This window comes from Nocardia ignorata NBRC 108230 (assembly GCF_001612905.1).
Classification (GTDB): Bacteria; Actinomycetota; Actinomycetes; order Mycobacteriales; family Mycobacteriaceae; genus Nocardia; species Nocardia ignorata.
Genome location: NZ_BDBI01000007.1, coordinates 68,876 through 88,078, shown reverse-complemented (window position 1 = coordinate 88,078; position 19,203 = coordinate 68,876). Strand labels below are relative to the sequence as shown.

Annotated in this window: 19 protein-coding genes; 10 read left to right on the top strand and 9 right to left on the bottom strand. The window is 67.9% G+C overall.

What is annotated here, in order from left to right:
• Positions 1–2: 2 nt before the first annotated feature.
• Both NI2_RS06445 and NI2_RS06440 read right to left on the bottom strand, forming a co-directional pair.
• Entirely contained in the window at positions 3–644 is a 642-nt protein-coding gene (locus NI2_RS06445; RefSeq protein ID WP_067487377.1) for an HD domain-containing protein, read from the bottom strand.
• Between the two features lie 71 nt (positions 645–715).
• Complete coding sequence (locus NI2_RS06440; RefSeq protein ID WP_243749928.1) at positions 716–1,381, bottom strand: class I SAM-dependent methyltransferase; 666 nt, start codon at positions 1,379–1,381, stop codon at positions 716–718.
• 98 nt (positions 1,382–1,479) lie between these two features.
• On the opposite strand from NI2_RS06440, the gene NI2_RS06435 reads away from it, so the two are divergent.
• A complete protein-coding gene (locus NI2_RS06435) occupies positions 1,480–2,061 on the top strand; it encodes a TetR/AcrR family transcriptional regulator (RefSeq protein ID WP_067487372.1) in 582 nt (193 codons plus the stop codon).
• On the opposite strand, the gene NI2_RS06430 is transcribed toward NI2_RS06435, so the two are convergent.
• Positions 1,994–2,290 carry a hypothetical protein gene (locus tag NI2_RS06430; RefSeq protein ID WP_067487369.1) on the bottom strand — a complete coding sequence of 99 codons (297 nt, stop codon included), beginning with the start codon at positions 2,288–2,290 and terminating at the stop codon, positions 1,994–1,996. The two genes, NI2_RS06435 and NI2_RS06430, sit on opposite strands and share 68 nt — an antisense overlap.
• 134 nt (positions 2,291–2,424) lie before the next feature.
• Here NI2_RS06430 and NI2_RS06425 point away from each other — a divergent pair, with 134 nt between their 5' ends.
• The 3 genes from NI2_RS06425 (at position 2,425) to NI2_RS06415 (ending at position 5,753) form a co-directional block, all read left to right on the top strand.
• On the top strand, positions 2,425–3,378 hold the full coding sequence (locus NI2_RS06425; RefSeq protein ID WP_067487362.1) for an NAD(P)H-dependent flavin oxidoreductase: 954 nt from the start codon (positions 2,425–2,427) through the stop codon (positions 3,376–3,378).
• A 37-nt stretch (positions 3,379–3,415) separates the two neighbouring features.
• A complete protein-coding gene (locus NI2_RS06420) occupies positions 3,416–3,970 on the top strand; it encodes a TetR/AcrR family transcriptional regulator (protein WP_067487360.1) in 555 nt (184 codons plus the stop codon).
• A 73-nt stretch (positions 3,971–4,043) separates the two neighbouring features.
• Positions 4,044–5,753 carry an alpha/beta fold hydrolase gene (locus NI2_RS06415; RefSeq protein WP_067487358.1) on the top strand — a complete coding sequence of 570 codons (1,710 nt, stop codon included), beginning with the start codon at positions 4,044–4,046 and terminating at the stop codon, positions 5,751–5,753.
• Here the strand turns inward: NI2_RS06415 and NI2_RS06410 are convergent.
• Both NI2_RS06410 and glnA read right to left on the bottom strand, forming a co-directional pair.
• The gene (locus tag NI2_RS06410; RefSeq protein ID WP_243749926.1) at positions 5,750–7,402 is read right to left on the bottom strand and encodes a CocE/NonD family hydrolase; all 1,653 of its coding nucleotides are present in this window, start codon (positions 7,400–7,402) and stop codon (positions 5,750–5,752) included. The two genes, NI2_RS06415 and NI2_RS06410, sit on opposite strands and share 4 nt — an antisense overlap.
• Positions 7,403–7,588: 186 nt before the next feature.
• Positions 7,589–9,025, bottom strand: coding sequence for a type I glutamate--ammonia ligase (gene glnA / locus NI2_RS06405; protein WP_067487357.1), 1,437 nt, complete (start codon positions 9,023–9,025; stop codon positions 7,589–7,591).
• A 253-nt stretch (positions 9,026–9,278) separates the two neighbouring features.
• On the opposite strand from glnA, the gene NI2_RS06400 reads away from it, so the two are divergent.
• Together NI2_RS06400 and NI2_RS06395 are read left to right on the top strand one after the other, a co-directional pair.
• The gene (locus NI2_RS06400; protein ID WP_067487354.1) at positions 9,279–9,731 is read left to right on the top strand and encodes an RDD family protein; all 453 of its coding nucleotides are present in this window, start codon (positions 9,279–9,281) and stop codon (positions 9,729–9,731) included.
• 39 nt (positions 9,732–9,770) lie between these two features.
• Complete coding sequence (locus NI2_RS06395; RefSeq protein WP_067487351.1) at positions 9,771–10,154, top strand: YrdB family protein; 384 nt, start codon at positions 9,771–9,773, stop codon at positions 10,152–10,154.
• A gap of 52 nt (positions 10,155–10,206) precedes the next feature.
• On the opposite strand, the gene NI2_RS06390 is transcribed toward NI2_RS06395, so the two are convergent.
• The gene (locus NI2_RS06390) at positions 10,207–10,953 is read right to left on the bottom strand and encodes a DUF4191 domain-containing protein (protein ID WP_067487348.1); all 747 of its coding nucleotides are present in this window, start codon (positions 10,951–10,953) and stop codon (positions 10,207–10,209) included.
• Between the two features lie 100 nt (positions 10,954–11,053).
• Here NI2_RS06390 and NI2_RS06385 point away from each other — a divergent pair, with 100 nt between their 5' ends.
• Genes NI2_RS06385 through NI2_RS06375 form a run of 3 tightly spaced genes read left to right on the top strand, consistent with a single transcriptional unit; the run spans position 11,054 to position 13,827 of the window.
• A complete protein-coding gene (locus NI2_RS06385) occupies positions 11,054–12,511 on the top strand; it encodes a M20/M25/M40 family metallo-hydrolase (protein ID WP_243749925.1) in 1,458 nt (485 codons plus the stop codon).
• Positions 12,508–13,341 (top strand): alpha/beta hydrolase, encoded by an 834-nt coding sequence (locus NI2_RS06380; RefSeq protein WP_067487346.1) that lies wholly within the window; start codon positions 12,508–12,510, stop codon positions 13,339–13,341. Before NI2_RS06385 ends, NI2_RS06380 begins: the two co-directional genes overlap by 4 nt.
• A gap of 24 nt (positions 13,342–13,365) precedes the next feature.
• Positions 13,366–13,827 carry a 6,7-dimethyl-8-ribityllumazine synthase gene (locus NI2_RS06375; protein WP_067487344.1) on the top strand — a complete coding sequence of 154 codons (462 nt, stop codon included), beginning with the start codon at positions 13,366–13,368 and terminating at the stop codon, positions 13,825–13,827.
• Here the strand turns inward: NI2_RS06375 and NI2_RS06370 are convergent, their stop codons facing one another.
• On the bottom strand, positions 13,828–15,279 hold the full coding sequence (locus NI2_RS06370) for a neutral zinc metallopeptidase (RefSeq protein WP_067487342.1): 1,452 nt from the start codon (positions 15,277–15,279) through the stop codon (positions 13,828–13,830).
• Between the two features lie 73 nt (positions 15,280–15,352).
• Entirely contained in the window at positions 15,353–16,303 is a 951-nt protein-coding gene (locus NI2_RS06365; RefSeq protein WP_084476015.1) for an endonuclease/exonuclease/phosphatase family protein, read from the bottom strand.
• Between the two features lie 94 nt (positions 16,304–16,397).
• Here NI2_RS06365 and NI2_RS06360 point away from each other — a divergent pair, with 94 nt between their 5' ends.
• Positions 16,398–16,655, top strand: coding sequence for a hypothetical protein (locus NI2_RS06360; RefSeq protein ID WP_133734049.1), 258 nt, complete (start codon positions 16,398–16,400; stop codon positions 16,653–16,655).
• Here NI2_RS06360 and NI2_RS06355 read toward each other — a convergent pair.
• A complete protein-coding gene (locus NI2_RS06355; RefSeq protein WP_067487334.1) occupies positions 16,652–19,168 on the bottom strand; it encodes a GmrSD restriction endonuclease domain-containing protein in 2,517 nt (838 codons plus the stop codon). The two genes, NI2_RS06360 and NI2_RS06355, sit on opposite strands and share 4 nt — an antisense overlap.
• Positions 19,169–19,203: the final 35 nt, after the last annotated feature.

The following is a 19,203-nucleotide window of genomic DNA, read 5'->3' as shown; positions in this document are numbered from 1 at the left end:
GGTCAGGCGCGTTCGGCCAGGATGCGTTCGGCTTCGCCGGGGTCGCAGTCGAAGGCTGCGCGCACGGCGGCCACCGCCCGTGTTTGTTCGCCCGCCGCGACGAGCCGGTCGATCTCGGCCCATTGCGCGGACGGCACGGCCACCTCGGGGCCTAATCGGCGGTCGAGACGTTCCCACATGCGGGCGACCGTCGGGTCGTCGGCGAGCAGTCCGCCGAGATGCGCTTTGAAGGCGGGGTGTTCGGTGCGGTACATGCCCATCCAGCTGGAGGCGGGTGGGCTCGCCTCGGCATTGGCCGTGCGGTCGGCGAGTTTGAGGATCACGGCGCGGGGGTGGGCGGCGATCTTGGTGTAGGCGTCCAGGTTCCGGGCCTTGCGGTCCGAACCCACGCCGGTGACCGCCCAGACGAGATCGAGAACCGCACGCCCGAAACGGGATTCGACCTCTTCGGCGGTGACCGGGGTGTCCTCGATGACGTCGTGCAGCCAGGCCGCCACCGCGAGATCGCCGCCGAAGCCGAAGTCGTCGAGCACACCGCGCACGGCCGCGAGATGGGTGACGTACGGCCGCTCCCCATAACACTGGTCACCGTGCGCCGCGACGGCGAATTCCCGTGCCTGCGCTTCGCGCTGATCGAACTCCATGTCACACCCCCGTGCTCGATTGCGATCCTGTTGCCCCGACCCTAGCCGAGGCCACCGACAAGTCGAGCCGATCAGCGCTGAGCGGCTCCGGATGCGGGTTTCACACAGGTGAGAACGCCCGTCTGATAACGGCTCTGGGTGTAGCCGAGCTCGGTGAATCCGATGGCCGCCAGCTGGTCACGGTAGCGGCGGATATCGACAGCGTCGAAGCCGCCGAACATCGGTGCGAGCAATCTGCGCATTCGAGGTGACGGTGAGGCATCGGCAAGCAGCAACCTGCCGCCGGGACGCAGCACACGCCACATCTGCGCCAGCGCCTCAGCACGGTGTTGCTCCGGGATGTGATGCATGACGAAAGTGCTGGTCACCACATCGAATTCGGCATCACCGAAAGGCAATCGCTGCGCGGGCCCCTGCTCGTAGCGGTGATGAGGAGTGCGGTCGCGCCGCCGGTTGTCGTCGATGGCGGCCGCCGACGGGTCGACACCGACAGCGGCACCGGTCGAGCCCGTCGCGACACCGAGAGCGCGGACGAGTTTTCCCGGACCACAACCGATATCGAGCACATGGTCGCCGGGGCGGACACCTGCGGCCGTGACGAGTTCGGTGAGTAGCGCGCGATGCCTGCCGAGGAAGAACACGCTGGTGAACAAGTTGTAGCGGCGCAGGCCCGCGATGAGCAGACCGGTGTCGCCGTCGTCGACGAACATGGGAGTGAGAAGCTGATTTCCTGTCATGAACCTATGGTCGGGCGAGGTCGTGGCCGCGACCAGGCGCAAGATGTGGCGATCTGTCCGTTTCCGCACAGATCCGGGAAATCCGTCCGGGAGGCACGATGTCCGAGCACACCGATCGCCGCGTCCGGCGCACCCGCGACGCCCTGCACCGCGCGCTGATCGAGCTGATGATCGAGCGTGGCTACGAGCGGGTGACGGTGAGCGACATCATCGAACGCGCTGACGTGGGCCGGTCCACGTTCTACGCCCACTACCGGGACAAGGACGACCTGCTGCTGGTGAGCTGCACCGAATTCCTGCGCCGCGAAATCGCGAACACCGCCGCCGGGGCCTCCCCACTCGGCCGGCTTCGGGTGCTGTTCCAGCTCGCGGGCCGGTATCCCGAGGTGTACCGGCCGCTGGTGGGGCCCAAGGCGGCGACCACCGTGATCCACGCCTACCGGCGCGGATTGGCGGAGCTGATCGCCGAACTGTTCGGTGATTGGCCCGCGACCACCGTCGCCTTCGTGTCCTGGGGACTGCTCGGCGTCACCGCGGAGATCATCGACCCGGCCGATCCGCTGCCCGCCGAGCGAGCATGGCAGCAGTTCGAGAAGCTGGTGGCGACCGGGATCAGTGGCGGCGCAGATCCGGCCACGGCGGACGGCGCAACAGGGCGAGCGCCAGGATCACGCCGGTGAGCAGACCGATCCACTCCCCCAGTTGGGCAATGCGATTGGCGTCGACCGCCGGTGACCAGTGCGCTCGGCCTTCGTGAATGACGAAGATACCGACGGGCCGTGCGGGCCTGCCGAATCCGCCGCCGCGAGCGACGGTGATGACGGTGGCGCCATCGGCCGTGTCGGTAGGTTCGCCGAAGACTGTCGGCGGTTCGGTGATGGCCTGTTCCAGTCGATCTCTGATCGTCATCCGGACCCCCGTTGGTGTCGATGCGGCAGTGCCGTCGAACATACGCGCACTGGCCGACAGGTCGCGTTCGTTCGGGCTGTCATGATGGGAACTGCCGCGCCCGGCGCCCGTCCGGGACGAGAGGAGCCGCGCCGATGACCCCAGATCCGGTCCTGTCCACCGCATGGTCGCGCTCGCTCGATCTGCGGGTCCCGATCGTGAACGCGCCGATGGGCGGCGCGGCGGGTGGACGGCTCGCGGCCGCGGTGACCGAGACGGGTGGGCTCGGCATGATCGGGATGGGCAGTGCCGGTTCGGCGCAGGCACTGCGCCGCGAACTCAGCGAGGCAGGCGGCGCCCCGGTGGGGATCGGGCTGGTCGATTGGGTACGCACACGCGAAGCCGACCTGCTCGACACCGCTCTCGCCGCCCGGCCACGGGCGTTGTCGATCAGTTTCGGTACCGATTTCTCGTGGGTGCCCGAGGTCCGAGCGGCGGGCATTCTCGCGATCACGCAGGTCTACGACGTACCCGGCGCGCATCGAGCACAGGAGGCGGGCATCGACGTGATCGTCGCGCGCGGCAGCGAAGGCGGCGGGCACGGCGCCGACCGGCTGGCGCTCATGCCGCTGCTCGACGCGGTGCTCGACATCGCGAGCGTGCCGGTGCTCGCCGCGGGCGGCATCGGTTCCGGACGGACACTGGCCGCGGTCCTGGCCGCCGGGGCGTCGGGCGCGTGGCTCGGTACCTGCCTGGCCGCCGCGGAGGAGTCGCTGCTGGGTGAGAACGCGCGGCGGGCCATGCTCGCCGCCGACTCCACCAGCACCGTGGTGACCACCGAATTCGACGAGGCACTCGACCTGCCGTGGCCGCCGATCTATCCGGCGCGGGTGCTGCGCAACGAATTCACCGATCCGTGGACCAGGGCCGAGGGTGACGAGAACCCGCCCGGTGTCGATGACCTGCGCGCGGCCATCGCCGCCGACGATCCACGGATCGCGCCGGTCGACGCGGGTCAGGGCGTCGGGCTGGTCACGCATGTGGAACCGGTCGCCGAAACCATCGCGCGCCTCTGCGCCGAAGCCGCCGAGCTGCTCACGGCAAGCTGACCTTGCGAAAATATGTTGACCGGTCTAGTTTTGTCTCGTGGGTGCAAAAGGAGCCGAAACCCGGTGCAAGCTGATCAGGACCACCCGGTCGCTGATCGAATCGCGCGGCTACTTCGGCACCGGACTCAAGCAGATCGTCGAGGACAGTGGAGCGCCGCGCGGGTCGCTGTATTTTCACTTCCCCGGCGGCAAGGACGAGCTGATCTCGGCGGCACTCACCGACAGCGGCGCCGAGATGGCGCAGTTGATCCGCACCATCGAAGCGAACGACGCACGGGAATTCGCACACACCATGCTGCGGCTGCTCGGCGATCAACTCGAAGCCTCCGACTGGACCATCGGCTGCCCGGTGGCGGCAGTGGCATTGGATACCGCGTCGACCAATGATGCTGTGCAACAGACTTGTTCGGCCACCTACCGCCTCTGGGAAGACGCCATCCGGGAGCGACTGACCGCGTTCGGCCACCCCGAGCCCGAACGCCTCGCCACGGCGGCACTCGCCCTGATCGAGGGCGGATTGGTGCTGGCCAGAGCACACCGCGATCGTCGACCTCTCGATCAGCTGGCCGACACCATCGACCTCCTCGTCTGACCCCGCAGCGCCCGCAGCGGGACTCTTTTATCACCACAAAATATGCCAATCGGTCTACTGAAAGTAGGACACCATGGTTCATACCGATTCGATCGTTTTCGGGGCGGCCGGATTCATCGGCCGCTCACTGGTCGCGGAATTGCTGCGCACGGGGCACACCGTCACGGCTGCCTTGCGCGCCGGCAGTGAGCAGCGCCTGTCCACCTGGCTGGTCGAGCAAGGCGTGGACACCGCCGGTCTCACGATCACCACCACCGATATCGCCGAACCAGATCTGGCACTGGGTGACTCGATCGAAGGGGTACGCGATGTGTACAACGCGGCCGCGTTGATGAAGTTCGGACTCGATGCCGACGTGGCGCGTCGGGTCAATCTCGACGGCGCTCTGCACGTACTGGAATGGGCGGCGCGGCAACCCGATCTACGCAGAATCGTGCACATCACCGGATATCGCGCCGAGGCCGGGCACACCGACTACCGTTCCGGTGCCTACGAGGCTTCGAAGGTCGAGGCCGACGCGCTGCTGCGAAAAGTGGCTGCCGACAGGAAGATTCCGCTGACCTTCGCCAACCCGTCCGGTGTGGTCGGCCCCGGTCAGTTCTTCGGGCTCGCAGACCTGATCGACTTGCTGTGGCGCGGAAAGTTGCCCGTGCTGCCGGGGTCGGCCGACACGTTCATCCCGGTCGTCGACCTGGACTACCTCACCCGGTTCATCGTCGGCCTGCCCACCCTGCCCGACACAGAGGGACGTTCCTACCCCGTCCTCGACGCCACAACCCCGAATCTTCCCGAGCTGATCCGCCTCGTCGCCGATCACTTGCATGTCCGCGCGCCGCGCTTCACCGTCCCTGCCGAAATCTTGCGGGGGCTGCCACGGGCACTCACCCAGACCGATCCCGAGACGCTGTCGTTCATCAGCAGCGACCGATACGACACCTCGGCCAGCGACGAAGTCGCCGCACGGCTGGGTATCACGCAGCCACCGGTCGGCGATCTCCTGCGGTCCTATGCCGACCGGATCGTCGCGACTCGTAACGGTGCCGTGGAGACGACGCGGGCGGCCGGTTTCCGCACGGGAACCTGGCTGAGTGGCGATCATGCCGACCCAGATTATGTTCTGCTGCACGGCATTCCGCTCGACAGCGATTCGTGGGCCGATCTCGCCGATGGGTTGGAAGGTTCGGTCCTCGCCGCGGACATGCCCGGACTCGGCCGCTCGGCCGCGTCGGGTATGTCGACAGCCGAGTGGATCGATGACCTGCTCGCGCCGGTACGCAGCACGCCCGTGCTCGTCGGGCACTCCCTCGGGACCGGCGCCGCCGTCGAATACGCGCTGCGCCACCCGGATCGGGTTTCGCGACTGGTGCTGATCGCACCGTGGTTCCTCCAGTCTCAGCTGCCGTGGATGACCGCTTCACCGCTGGCTGCCGCTGTCGCGAAGCGACTTCCGGCCGCGAAACTGGCCGCGCGCCTGGGCATTGCGAACGACACGGCGATCGAATCGGCGGTCGCGGGCCTGCGGCGCAACGGGGTGGCTCAGCGTACGTTCGCGATCATGCGGTCGGTACGCAAGGACCGATACCGTGCCGACCTGGCCGCGAAACTCGCCGAGGTCCGGGTTCCGGTCGACATCCTCGTCGGTGCCGACGACCCGCTGACGCAGCCGACTGCCCACCGGGTCACCACCATCGCCGGTGCCGGACACTACCCGCAACTGACCCATCCCGACCAGGTCATCCGCGTGCTCGAGGGCGCGAAAAAGGCTGTCTCCCAGCGCCTTTAGGCAGGCAGTTCGACCCGCACGGCCGGATCGTCCAGCAGCGCCTGCCCGAGTTCGACGGTTTCGGCACCCCGCCACCGCGCATGCCAGGTCGGCACACCACCGGACAGGTTCAGCTCGCGGGCGGCGGTGAGCAACGGCAGTTCCACCCGGGCCGCCTCGACGGTGACCCGCGCATTGGTCGGGGTATGCGACCACACGTCGTCGACCACATCGGTGATGCGCACGCCCAACCGATGCCCGACAGCCAACCGCGCGTCCTGCCACAGCAGCCGGACCTGGGTTTCGGTGCGAACCGGGGCGATCCCCCGGCTCATCACCGTGGCGCGGCCGTCGGGGGCGATGTCGTACAGCTCGAGCGCGACCGTCGCCTCGGGCGGGCCGGACAGCGTCAGGGACGCGGTGGGGCGTCCCGCCAGGTGCACCGGCTCGGTGACCGGATCCGAGATGGACCAGATCTCCCGGTCGGCGCCGGGCAGCAGACCACGATCGACATAGGTTCCGGTGCGCAACTGGACCGTCGTGCGGCGCGTGTCGACCGGCGGCCACACGTCTTCGCTGCGCCACCCGCCGTCGAACTGGCCGACGGTGACCGGCGGACCGGGCACCTCGACGTCGGCGCCGGCCACGTGCCGGTCCAGGAATGCGTACAGTTCGGCGGCGAAATGCGGTGTGCCGCACTTCTCCCGGCAATCGGAGTGACCCCACTGTCCGAACCAGGCACGATGCTCGCCCGGGCCCCGCGCTTCCCAGGCCTCGATGACCCGGTCGGCGCGGGTATTGGCGTCGAGGAAGCCCTGGCCGAGGAACAGCGGGGTGGTGTTGCCGCGCAGGTCCTCGACCATGTCGCGCTCCCGCCAGCCGGGGTCGGAGCCGTTGTGGTTCATGGTGAGCCCGAGATAGCTGTCTGCGCAGGCCTGGGTCATCTGGACGGCGTTGGCTTTGTACTCGTCGCTGTCGGCCCAGTGTCCGGGGGTCGACGCGATGGCCAGGTGCTCACCGCCTGCCATGTCGGCGGGGCGCACACCGTCCTCGGTCAGCGGTTTGCCGCCGAACTTCCACGAGGTGCCCTGCATGTACAGGTATGAATACGGGTCGACGACCGGCGCGAACGCCGCGACCGCCGCGAGCCCCTTCGGCTTCTCGGCCAGCGCCATCATCCCGGTCCAGCCCTCATAGGAGGTGCCGACCATGCCGACCCGGCCGGTCGACCACGGCCTGCTCGCCGCCCACTCGACCGCCGCGACCACATCCGAGCGCTCCCCCGGCCCGCCGTAATCCGGACAGCCGTTGGACCCGCCGAACCCGCGCAAGTCCACGATCACGTAGGTGTACCCCGCGCGCAGCGCCCACTCGACCGGCAGATTCTCCGTCGACGGGCCACCACCCGGACGCGGCACGCTCAGGTACGCCAGGTGCGCACGGTACGGACTCGCCGTCAGCAGAACAGGGGTGCGGGCGTCGGCCGCCAACCCGGCGGGCCGCAACACATCCGCATGCAACCGAGTGCCATCGGCAGCGGTCAAATACTCCTGGGTCCAGCTGAACTCGACCTCGATCGGTGGCTCATCCGCCGACACCGGCGCCGCCGCGACACCGAACACCAATGCCACGCCGACCACGGCCCGAGCCACCACAACACCCCATCGCACCCGAGCACTATGACCGCTACCGCCCACCCCGTCCAGCCCCGACATCCGGGGGCGCACAATCGACCGGTCACCGGCGGCGGACCACCACAGACGAAAGTCCCCTCCGACGGTGCCGGAGGGGACTTTCGAACTGCGTACCAGCTGCGAACCGAACGGGCCGATCAGGCCCGTTCGCACAGGTGAGATTTACACGTCGTAGTACAGCTCGAACTCGTACGGGTGCGGACGCAGGTTCACCGGCGCGATTTCGTTGTCGCGCTTGAGCTGGATCCAGGTCTCGATCAGGTCCTCGGTGAAGACGTTGCCTTCGGTGAGGTAGTCGTGATCCTGCTCGAGGCGGTCGATGACCGTCGCGAGGCTGGTGGGGGCCTGCGGGATGTTCTTGGCCTCCTCGGGCGGCAGCTCGTAGAGGTCCTTGTCGACCGGAGCCAGCGGCTCGATCTTGTTCTTGATGCCGTCCAGGCCGGCCATCATCATGGCGGCGAAGGCCAGGTACGGGTTACCCGAGGAGTCGGGCGCGCGGAACTCGATGCGCTTGGCCTTCGGGTTGTTGCCCGTCACCGGGATACGCACGGCAGCCGAGCGGTTGCGCTGCGAGTACACCAGGTTGATGGGGGCCTCGTAGCCCGGCACCAGACGGTGGTAGGAGTTGACGGTCGGGTTGGTGAACGCCAGCAGCGACGGGGCGTGGTGCAGGATGCCGCCGATGTAGTGACGCGCCAGATCCGACAGGCCGCCGTAGCCGGCCTCGTCGTGGAACAGCGGCTTGCCGTCCTTCCACAGCGACTGGTGCACGTGCATGCCCGAGCCGTTGTCACCGAAGAGGGGCTTCGGCATGAAGGTGACAGACTTGCCTTCCTGCCACGCGGTGTTCTTCACGATGTACTTGAACAGCTGCAGGTCGTCCGCAGCGCCCAGCAGGGTGCCGAACTTGTAGTTGATCTCGGCCTGACCGGCGGTGCCGACCTCGTGGTGGCCGCGCTCGAGCTCGAAGCCCGCGTTCTGCAGGTTGGTCGAGATCTTGTCGCGCAGGTCGACGTAGTGGTCGTACGGGGCGACGGGGAAGTAACCGCCCTTGTTGCGGACCTTGTAGCCGAGGTTGCGGCTGCCGTCCGGGTTGAACTCCTTGCCGGTGTTCCACGAGCCCGAGATCGACTCGATCTCGTAGAACGAGCCGTTCATGCCCGAGCCGTAGCGGATGCCGTCGAAGATGTAGAACTCGGCCTCGGCACCGAAGTACGCGGTGTCGGCGATACCGGTCGAACGCAGGTACTCCTCCGCTTTGCGCGCGATGTTGCGCGGGTCGCGGGAGTAGGCCTCACGGGTGAACGGGTCGTGCACGAAGAAGTTCAGGTTGAGCGTCTTCGCGGCACGGAACGGGTCGATCCGGGCGGTGCTGAAGTCGGGGAGCAGGAGCATGTCCGACTCGTCGATCGACTGGAAGCCACGCACCGAGGAACCGTCGAACGCGAGACCCTCTTCGGCCAGGTCGGCGGTGAACGCCTTGGCCGGGATCGAGAAGTGCTGCTGGACGCCGGGAAGGTCCGAGAAACGGATATCGACGTACTCGATGTCCTGTTCCTTGATGTACTGGATGACCTCTTCGGCCGTGCTGAACGTCACTTGTTCTCCTTACGGATCGGTTCCCAGCCCGTCACGATGCGTGGGTTCGTCGCGACCTGACGTTATGGACGCGGTGTTTCCCTACAGTCAAGGCTGTGTTTCGCCAGTGTTACGCGCATGCCGGGCGACGGTGATGTCTGCCATCCGGGCGCGACCTGCAGGCCCAATCCTGCCATCTTCACCAGCGCGCGCTCACGTGACCTCCGTCAATGCGGTCGGTAGCCGCCCCTGACCCGGCTCTATCCTGGAACTCATGGCGCGCATCACCGGCACATGGCTCTCGGGCAATCCCACCGAAGGCGACGACGAGACAGCGGGTTACCCCGGCGAGCTCTACGGGTTGCCTCGCGAGGGCGCTGGCTCGCTGGCCCCGACGTGGCGGCGGGTGGTGGCGCTGTTCGTCGACTGGTTCATCGCGGTGGGCATCGCGGCCGTCATCACCGGCAGTTTCGCGTCGTCGTCGGTGCCGCTGCTGGTGTGGTTCGTGATCGGTGTCCTCGCGGTGACGCTGTTCGGGTTCACCCCCGGCCAGTACTTCCTGCGGATGCGGGTGGCGCGGATCGACGCGCCCGTGCCGGTCGGGTTCGTGCGCGCGCTGGCCCGGCAGGTGCTGGTGTTCTTCGTGGTGCCCGCCCTGTTCACCGATGCCGACGGCCGCGGCATGCACGACCAGGCCACCGGCACCGCCCTGGTCAACGCCCGCTGATCGAGCGCGCGGCGTGCGACGCGGCCATACGATCAGGCCGTGTCACTGAATCCGGCCCTGTTGGCCGTACGTTTTCTGCTCGAACTGATCGCCATCACCTCGTTCGGGGTGTTCGGCTGGCGTGCCTTCGATTCCCCGTGGCGATATCTGCTCGTCGTGGTGCTGCCGGTCGCGGCCGCTGTGCTGTGGGGCACGCTCGCGGTCCCCGACGACCCGAGCCGCAGCGGTGACGCGCCGGTGCCGGTCCCCGGTCCGGTGCGGCTCGGGGTCGAGCTCGCTGTGCTGTTCGGCGGGGCCGCGGCCCTGTGGGCAGCGGCGCTGCCCCGGTTGGCGCTGATCTCGGCGGCTGTCCTCGTCGGCTATCACCTGCTGGCCTACGACCGTGTGCTGTGGCTGCTGACCGGACGCACGTCCCAGGCCTGAAAAAGCGGCGAGCCCGTCACCTTGCACGGTGACGGGCTCGCGACGTTGTGGGTCAGCGGCGACGGATGGCGCGCTGCATGCCCTTCATCTTCGCGCCGGGGGGCATCGGGCCCTTCGGCATCGCGGGACCGCCGCTGCGGGAGCTGAGGGCCGAGAGCCTGCCCTCGATCTGGTCGATCCGCTTCACGTCGATATTGCGCGGCAGCTTGGTGAGGAACTTCTGCAGGTCCTTGAGCGGGGTCTGCCCTTCCTCGTTGCCGACGATCACCTCGTAGATGGGGGTGTCACCGATGAGGCGCCCGGTGCGCTTCTTCTCCTGCGCGATGAGCGACTTGACCCGCTGCGGTGAACCCTCGGCGACGAAGATGACGCCCGGCAGACCGATCACGCGGTGCACCGCGTCGAGCTGGGTGGTCGCGGCCACGCCGTTGGCGACCCGCCACTTGCCCTGCAGGTTCTCCAGCACCCACGCCGCCGCGCCCGCCTGACCTTCGGCCTTGCGGTAGACGTTCTTCTGCACGCGCCGCCCGAAGATGATGAAGGCGAACAGCACACCGAGCAGCAGACCGAGCGGCAGCAGGAACCACTGCATGTCGAAGATCAGGCCGATGACGAAGAACACCACCGTCGTGGCCACGAGTGCGCCGATCATCAGCGGCAGCAGCGCCTTGTCTTCCTTGCGCTGCATGTTGAACGCCTGCCACAACTGCTGACGACGTTCGCGTGATGCCTGCTTACGGGCCGCTTTAGCCGCGGCCTTGGCTTCCTTCGACGGCTTGCCGCCCTTGCCTCCTGCCATGGTGTTCAGCTTAGATGCACCGCCGCGCGCCGGTCGGACCGCATGACACTCGCGACGATTCGCCGCACTTTCCGCCGCGTGTCCGGCGAGAATGGCGCAGGTGCGCCCGATCACCGACACCAGTGCCCACTCCCCCGTCACCGACGGTGCCGACGACGAGGTGGCCGAACGGCTGGCCGCGGCCCTGCGCTGCGCGACGGTCTCGGCCGACGATCCCGCCCGCAGCGCCGACGCCGAGTTCGCCCGCCTCGCCGAGCACCTCGAGGCCGCGTTCCCGCTGACCCACGCCGAGCTCGAGCTCACCGTGTTCGGCCGCAGCAGGCTCTACCGCTGGCCGGGCGTCGAGGAGGGTGTGTCGGCGATTCTGCTGGCCCATCAGGACGTGGTCCCGGCCGACGACCCGCAACGCTGGACCCATCCGCCGTTCGCCGGTGTGGTCGACGACGAGTTCATCTGGGGCCGGGGCGCGATCGACGACAAGAGCCGCGTGCTCGCCGTCCTCGAGGCCGTCGAGTGGGCATTGCGGAACGGAATCCGGCCGAGCCGCACGGTCTATCTGGCCTTCGGTCACGACGAGGAGGTGTTCGGCGACGGCGGCGCGGTGCGCATGGCCGGGCACCTGCGCGACCTCGGCGTACGGGCCGATCTGCTGCTCGACGAGGGCGGTGTCATCACCGACGGGGTCGCCGACGGCGTCGACCGGCCGGTCGCCAGCATCATGCTCGGCGAGAAGGGCTACGCGACGGTGCGGCTTTCGGTGACCGAGACCGGCGGGCACTCCTCGATGCCCGGGCGGCAGACCGCCGTCGGCAGGCTGGCTCGCGCGGTGGCCCGGGTGCAGGACCGGCCGATGCCGTTGCGGCTGACGCCGGTGATCGCCGACATGCTGGCCCGGATGCGCGTGGCCCTGCCCGGGCCACGCCGCAAGCTGCTCGGGCTCACCGATTCCGAGGTGCTGTCGCGGCTCGCGGCACCGCTGCTCACCCGGATCATGGCACTGGCTCCCAGCACCGAAGCGCTGGTGCGCACGACGACGGCACCCACGGTGATCGCGGGTGGGGTGAAGGCCAATGTGCTGCCGCAGAGCGCGGAGGCACTGGTCAACTTCCGTATCCTGCCCGGTGATTCGGTCGCGGCCGTCCTCGCGCACTGCCGCCGGGTGATCGGCGACGACGGCGTGACGGTCGAACTATGCGGCCCCACCTCCGAGCCGTCACGGGTCGACGGCCCCGGGCCCGCCTACGAACTGATCGCCGAACTCGCCACCGGCCTGGTGCCCGGCATCGTCACCACCACCGGTCTGGTGCCGGGTGCCACCGATTCGCGCCACTACGGCGATTTGGTCGAAACGCGCTGTAATTTCGCGCCGATTGTGCTCGACGCCGAAGACCTGGAGCGCATACACGGAACCGACGAACGGATCTCGCGGCTCAACTACGCTCGGCTGATCGAATTCAACCGGCGCCTGATCCAGCGGCTCGCCGCACCGAGCGACCGGCCCGAGCAGGCCGCGTCCACGGGCCGGACAGCGCCCGAGCCGACAGGAACGCAGCAATGACCACCGAGACCGGTGAATTCGCGGGCAACGGCGGGCGGATCGCCTGGCGCGCATGGCAACCCGACTCTGCACGTGCCGTTGTGATACTGGTCCACGGCGTGGCCGAACATTCCGGCCGGTACGAATACGTCGGTGCCGCGCTGGCCGAAGCCGGGTTCGCGGTGTACGCCCTCGACCATGTCGGGCACGGGCGCTCGGAAGGTCACCGGGCCAATATCGGTTCGATGGATGCCGCCGCCGACAATGTGGCGGCCCTGCTCGACATCGCCAGTGCCGCCAACCCCGGCCTGCCGCGGTTTCTGCTCGGGCATTCGATGGGCAGTCTCGTCGTCCTGCATCTGGCCACCCGCGCGCCCGTCGACGTGACGGGTGTCGTGGTGTCGGCACCGCCGCTCGACATCCCGCTCGGCAATCCGGTGCAGCGTGCGGCGGCGCCACTGCTCACCCGGTTGGCCCCGAATCTCGGTGTGCTGAAACTGGATTCGTCGGAGATCAGCCGCGATCCCGAGGTGGTCCGCGCCTACGACAACGATCCGCTGGTGTTCCGAGGCAAGCTGCCCGCGCGCACGGCCGTGGAAATCCTGCGCCACACCGAACTGGTGAAGCAGCGCCTCGGTTCGCTCACCGCACCGCTGCTCGTGCTGCACGGCACCGGCGACGCGATCGCCGCGCCGTCGAGCGCCGACGTGCTGGAACGCGACGCGGGCTCGGCCGACAAGACCGTGCACCGCTATGCGGGCTACTACCACGAGGTCTTCAACGAACCCGAGCGCGACGAGGTGATCGGCGACGTCGTCGACTGGCTCACGAACCATATTACCGGCAAGTAACTTGCCGCCTAGTAGACTCCGACCATGGGAAACACCACTTCCGGCGCCGTCGCCTTCATTCGCGCCAGCTGGCACAGTTCCATCGTCAACAAAGCACACGAGGGCTTCCTCGCCGAGTACGCCGACCTGGGCTTCGACCAGGCGGTGGTCGAGGTGTTCGACGTGCCGGGTGCCTTCGAGATCCCGCTGCACGCCAAGCGCCTGGCCGCCACCGGCCGCTACGAGGCGATCGTCGCCGCCGCATTGGTCGTCGACGGCGGGATCTACCGCCACGACTTCGTCGCCTCGGCGGTGATCGACGGGCTGATGCGCGTGCAACTCGACACCGATGTGCCGGTGTTCTCGGTGGTGCTCACCCCGCATCACTTCCACGAGCACAGCGAGCACGTGGACTACTACACCAACCACTTCGTGACGAAGGGAGCCGAGGCTGCCCGCGCGGTGGCGAACACCCTCAGCTCCCTTCGATCGCTGCCGGTTTCCTGATTACTCGAACTGAGTCCAGCAGACCTGCTCGCCTTGCAGGACGCCGGTGCGGAAAGCCTCGAGGCGCTGGTATCCGCTCGGCACCACCTTGCCGTCGACATCGCTGGCGGCCAGGCCGTCGGCGAGCAGGCCGGAGACCGCTTCGTCGAGGTCGCCCGCCGACAGGCGCGGATCACTGCCCGGCTCGCTGAGTTTCGTGGTGAGCGCACCCGACAGGCAGGCCGTGCGAAGGCCGGCGGTGGCCGCGCCGGTCAGCGAGACCTTCCGATCCTGTTGCAGCGCAAGGGCGTAGCGGGAGACGAACACCACGGCGGCGTTGTAGTCGCCGGTGACGACCGCCGACAGCGGTTCCTCCTCACCGCTCGCGCCTTCTCCGGCCCGCTCGGCCATGGCGGGCACGTCGGTGCCGATCGTGTTGGACGACGGGCAGTACGAAACCGGTTCGGTCGTGGTCGTTTTCGCGCAGTTGCGGGTGACGCCGCTGTAATCGAACTTCGGCATGTTCTGCACCGGCATCGACTTGCCGAGCTGGGTGGCGAGCGTGCTGAGCGTTTCCTGGTCCACCGGCAACTGCTTGTCGCGCTCGTCCTCCTCGAAGGTGACCGGCAGCCCCTCGCGGCGCTTGGCGATCTCGTCCTTGTCGATGGCCTTGCACGCCTTGGCGCCGTCGGTGTAACCCATCTGCACCGCGGTGACCCGCTCGAACGCCGAACCGTGGATGGCGTCGGGGTCGTTGGGGTCACGGTCGCGCACGGCGACGGTCGCGCCGAGGACACCGTTGAGGCCGTCGGTGGTGTTGAGGGTGAAGTGCTTCGAATTGCCTTCGGCCACATGGCGAAGGAACACACCGGCCAGGCAGTCGGCCTGCTGCTCCTTCACCAGGCCGTCCATCAGGAAGCCGCGCAGCAGGTCGGCCTGCGCCTGGATGGCGTGCCCGTACTCGTGGGCCAGCACCATCACCACCGACATCTCTTCGTACTTGTCGACCAGCAGCGGCAACAGCACCTCACGGTCCCAACCGATGGTGTGGTTGAGCGGGCAGTACGCGGCATTGACCAGCTTGTAGGTGCTGCCGAAGCAGAACTCCACCGACTCGGCCTCCGAGGCACGCGCCGACCAGGAGATGTACTTCGAAGCCGGCTTGAAGTCGCCGCGGAACGTCTTGGAATACTCCCCCTGCCAGTACTCTTCGATGTCGGCGATCGCGTTCATCGCGAGCTTGTCGATGGCACCGTTGTCCGTGTTCTCGGCCTTCTTGTCGGTGTCGGGCACACCCGGGCGCGGGCCGCTCGGCCCCTCGCTCGAGGTCGCGCCCGCCACCTCCCACGGGTTGTCCTGCGTAGGTACCGCCTGGTCTCCGGTGACGGTGTTCGCCGTCGAGCAACCGGTGACCAGCACCCCCACACTCATCAGTGCCGCGGCCACGGCCACGCCGAACCGATGTCTTCTCATACGCTGTCCTCCCCGGAAATGACGCGGACACGAAGCCTCCGCTGTCGAGCGCTCACATGGTAATCCAGAAGTGTCAGCGGTCCATTCGGAGCGTGGCGAGCACAGCGCGATGGTCGGTGCCCGGAAGGGTCAGTGTGCGAACGTCTTCGGCCACGCCACCGGCGACGAGCACGTAGTCGATACCGAGCAACGGACCCCAACGGCGGTCGGCGGGGTAGGTGAGCAGGATGCCGTCGCCGGTCTGGTCGGCGGCCGAGGCGAACGGGCCGTCGAGCAGTGCCCGATAGGCCGAATGATTCTGGGTCGCGTTGAAATCCGCGCCGACGATCGCGGGCGCGCTGGTGGCGGCGAGGATCTCGTCGACCCGGCGCATCTCGTTCGACCACGCCACGAAGTCCAGGTTCGGCGGCATCGGATGGAAGGCGAACACCGAGATCGGGCCGCGCTGCGGGTGTTCCATGGTCGCGCCGAGGTTGCTCATCACGAATCCGTCGAACTTCTTGGTGTCGCCCAAGGGATAGCGGCTGTAGATCCCGGTGCCTCCCCCGCCCGCGTGGGCCGCTTCGAGGTAGACGTGCGGAAGCTGCTCCTCCAGTCCGGCCGCGCGCAGCGCCGTAATCGCGTCGAAGGTCAGTTCCTCGACGGTGAGTAGATCGACGTCGTTGTCGCGCACCGTCGACACCACCGCCTTCGGGTCGGCCTTGCCGAAGAGCATGTTCGACTGCAGCACAATCACTTCCGGTCCGTCGGCGGCACGCGCCTCAGGCACATAGGAAGGCACGACCAGCGCACCGGCCCCCACCAGCACCGCGGCCCCCACGGCGGCGCTGCGCCACCCGCGCGCGAGCAGCAGCAACACCACCCCCACCACGGCACCGAGCATCAACCACATCGCCCCCGAAGCAAGCAAGACCAACGTTCTCTGCTGCCAGTTCCCGACGTGCAACACGATCCCGGCCACCGCCGCGATCACTGCGCCCCACCCCAGGACGAGCAGCGCTCGATCCATCCATTCACGCATCATGCGAGCAGCCTAAGCGGGCACGCATCAGGCCTGGATGTGGTGCCTCTGAGGATTCTCTGAGGGGCCTACACTGGCCGCCGAGAAGGAGGTGGCCGTGTACATCGAACAATTCAGTGCCGCCGGACAGCTCACCGAGCAGGCGGTGGAGGACCTGATGACCGTCGCGACGAGTCGCACCCCCGCGATCACGGTGACCGTCGGTACCCGGACCGTTCAGCTGCCGGTCCTGCCCGTCTGCTGGCCGGAACTCGACGTCCGCGCGGGCACTCCGATCACCGTGGAAACGGCCGACCCCGATGCCCTGCGCGAGTTCGTCACGACCTTCCAGCGCGTGACCGGCGCACCGGACTAGAGCGGCATGCCCGCTTCGATCCAGTTGTAGGCCTGGATCTTTCGCGAGGCCGGATCGTTGACGACCTGGTTGATGAGGTCGTTGATCTGATCGGTCGACAGCGGATACCCGTAGTGTTCGGCCGCGCCCGCCGAGGCCCAGAGCGAAGCGAACAGGCCCGGCCCGCCCAGGATGTGGGTGAGCGCGTTGGCCACCTCGTCGACGGTATCGATGACGCCGTGCACCAGGGCGATCGCGATGTCCTCGTCACCGGGGACCGCACCGGGCGCCAGTGCACCGGACTCGACCGCCCGCGCGGCGAGCCACTCACGCGGGATCAGCGGGTTGGGGCCGATGGCGTCGCCGAGGTAGTAGCGCCATTCACCGGGATTGCCCTGGTCGAAGGCGTGGATGTAGAAGGTGCGCGTGAGCGCCCACAGCGCGATGTAGCGCAACGCGACCTGTTCGGGGCTCAGTTCCACCACTTCGGGACCGCTCGCCCGGTCCTGCTCGAGCAGCGCCCACGAGTAGGTGAACCAGACCAGTTCGGAATTGCCGACCCAGGTGGCGGGCAGCCGTTCGGCCAGCGCGGCCACATCGGCGGCGGGGCCGTCGAAGCCGGGAGCGCCGGACGCCTCGGCGCGCAGGTTCTCCACGTAGCCGCGCAGGGCGTCGACGGAGGTGAACACCGCGTAGCCCAGCTGGGAGAAGCGGGTGAGGTCGGCATCGGCCGGTTCGAGCAGCAGCACCACGGGCATCCCGACACCGGGCTGCAGGCCCTCGGGCCAGAACGCCTCCGCCACCGCGAGTTCGCGGCCGGTGATGGGGTCGGAGACCTCGCTGTCGAGCAAAGGGAAACCGAAACCGTCGGCGACGAGGTCCTCGACGAGGGCGTTCACCTGGTCGACGGCCGGGTCGCCGACCGTGACACCGGCGACGCCGACCGTCAGCAGCGTCGGCCGGTGCAGGTTGCCCGTGCGCAGCTTCTCCAGGAACGTATCGGCCGCCCGCGAGAGCTGCATGCGCCGCGCCCGCAGGAATTCGCGATAGTTCTCCACGCGCCAGAGGTTGGGGTCGGTGGGGATCCACTGTGAGGCGAGGACGCCCGGGTTGCGCCGCTCCATCTCCGCGAAGTAGTCGGCCGGTTCACGCTCGCCCACTTCGGCTTCCGAGCCGGGACTCAGGAAGCAGAAGTTGGCGATCGCATTGATCTCGTTGCGTTCGTAGCCGTATTCGCGCAGCAGGGTTTTGGGGAACAGGTAGTGCACCTGCACCGGGGTGCGGTCGCCGAACTGTTCGATGCCGAGTTCGGTTCCGGTGCCGAGATCGCGCGAACCGTCCACCCGGGTGAGCAGGTACAGCAGCGGGTAGAAACGCGAACCTCGGGTGGCGCCGGCGAAGTCGTCGGCGCACAGGTCGAGCGAGCCGCCGCGCAGGCGTTCCAGGGAGGCGATCAGCGCGTCGATACCGCCGCGTTCGAGGGTGTCGTAGTCCTGCTGCAGGAAAGTCTCGGTCGACCCGCTGAAGCGGCCCCACAGCGCCGAATGGATGTACCAGTACAGCACCCGGTCGCGGTGCAGGTCGTTGTCGAACTGCCCGCCGTTGAGGAACAGCAGCCGGGTGATGACCGGAATCGCGTAGCGGCCCATCAGAACTCGGTCGTGGTCGAGGCCGAGCCTGCCCGCGACGGTGTCGAGGAAGGTGTCGACCTGGCGCGCCGACTCGCTCAGCGCCAGCTCGAATTCGGCGGGCTCGAGGTCGCCGAGCGCGTCGAAATGCGAGCGCCCGTTGCCGACCGCGATAACGTTGCGCAGCAGCCAGTCGAGGGTGAAGGTGTAGCCGTCCTTGTCCCAGCGGATCAGGTGATCGCGCAGGTTGCCGCGCGCCTGCGGCCACTGGGCGCACAGGGTGGCCAGCGCCAGGTCGCCCTTGGAGAGTTTGGTGCCGCCGGAGTTCACCCGGTTGAAGATGTCGACCACCTCGTCGACCGTGCGGTCCGAGCCGGTGATGGTCTCGACATTGAACTCGCGGTGGGTGATCTCGCGCAGCTTGTTCAACCGGTCCAGGTACAGCGCCAGCGTTTCCGGAGACTCGTCGGGGAACCTGGACATGTAGTGCATCGGGCCGAGCGCGAACAGTTCGGTGACATCGATCCACGCCGGACTGATGTCGCGGCCGGGCACCTGGAACTCGAAAAGCTCACGCTCGACATCGAAATGGAGGCCGGTGAACGCGACGGCGTCGCCCTCGAAGAACGACGGCGCCTTCCCGCGCACGATGCCGTAGAGGGTGGTGATGCGCTGCTGGCCGTCGAGCAGCAGCTGCCGCAGGCCCGAGCCGGCGGCCGTGCCGCGCACCGCGATGTCGTCGGATCCCGTCTCCCACACCAGCAAGCCACCGACCGGGTACCCCAGGTACAGCGACCGCATGAGCCCACGCACCTGATCGCGGTTCCACACGTACCCGCGCTGGAACTCCGGCAGCAGCACGGCCCCGGAATCGATCTGGTCGAGCAGGGTGGACAGACGTGTCACGACAGCCTTTCGATCGCGTTCCTCCTAGCGGCGAA

Excerpts from the sequence above, each read along its gene's own strand:
- NI2_RS06390 (WP_067487348.1), bottom strand. The coding sequence starts at position 10,953 with ATGGCAGGAGGCAAGGGCGGCAAGCCGTCGAAGGAAGCCAAGGCCGCG.
- NI2_RS06430 (WP_067487369.1), bottom strand. The coding sequence starts at position 2,290 with ATGACGATCAGAGATCGACTGGAACAGGCCATCACCGAACCGCCGACA.
- NI2_RS06445 (WP_067487377.1), bottom strand. The coding sequence starts at position 644 with ATGGAGTTCGATCAGCGCGAAGCGCAGGCACGGGAATTCGCCGTCGCG.
- NI2_RS06380 (WP_067487346.1), top strand. The coding sequence starts at position 12,508 with ATGACCACCGAGACCGGTGAATTCGCGGGCAACGGCGGGCGGATCGCC.
- NI2_RS06400 (WP_067487354.1), top strand. The coding sequence starts at position 9,279 with ATGGCGCGCATCACCGGCACATGGCTCTCGGGCAATCCCACCGAAGGC.
- NI2_RS06425 (WP_067487362.1), top strand. The coding sequence starts at position 2,425 with ATGACCCCAGATCCGGTCCTGTCCACCGCATGGTCGCGCTCGCTCGAT.
- NI2_RS06415 (WP_067487358.1), top strand. The coding sequence starts at position 4,044 with ATGGTTCATACCGATTCGATCGTTTTCGGGGCGGCCGGATTCATCGGC.
- NI2_RS06370 (WP_067487342.1), bottom strand. The coding sequence starts at position 15,279 with ATGAGAAGACATCGGTTCGGCGTGGCCGTGGCCGCGGCACTGATGAGT.
- NI2_RS06365 (WP_084476015.1), bottom strand. The coding sequence starts at position 16,303 with ATGATGCGTGAATGGATGGATCGAGCGCTGCTCGTCCTGGGGTGGGGC.
- NI2_RS06375 (WP_067487344.1), top strand. The coding sequence starts at position 13,366 with ATGGGAAACACCACTTCCGGCGCCGTCGCCTTCATTCGCGCCAGCTGG.
- NI2_RS06440 (WP_243749928.1), bottom strand. The coding sequence starts at position 1,381 with ATGACAGGAAATCAGCTTCTCACTCCCATGTTCGTCGACGACGGCGAC.
- NI2_RS06435 (WP_067487372.1), top strand. The coding sequence starts at position 1,480 with ATGTCCGAGCACACCGATCGCCGCGTCCGGCGCACCCGCGACGCCCTG.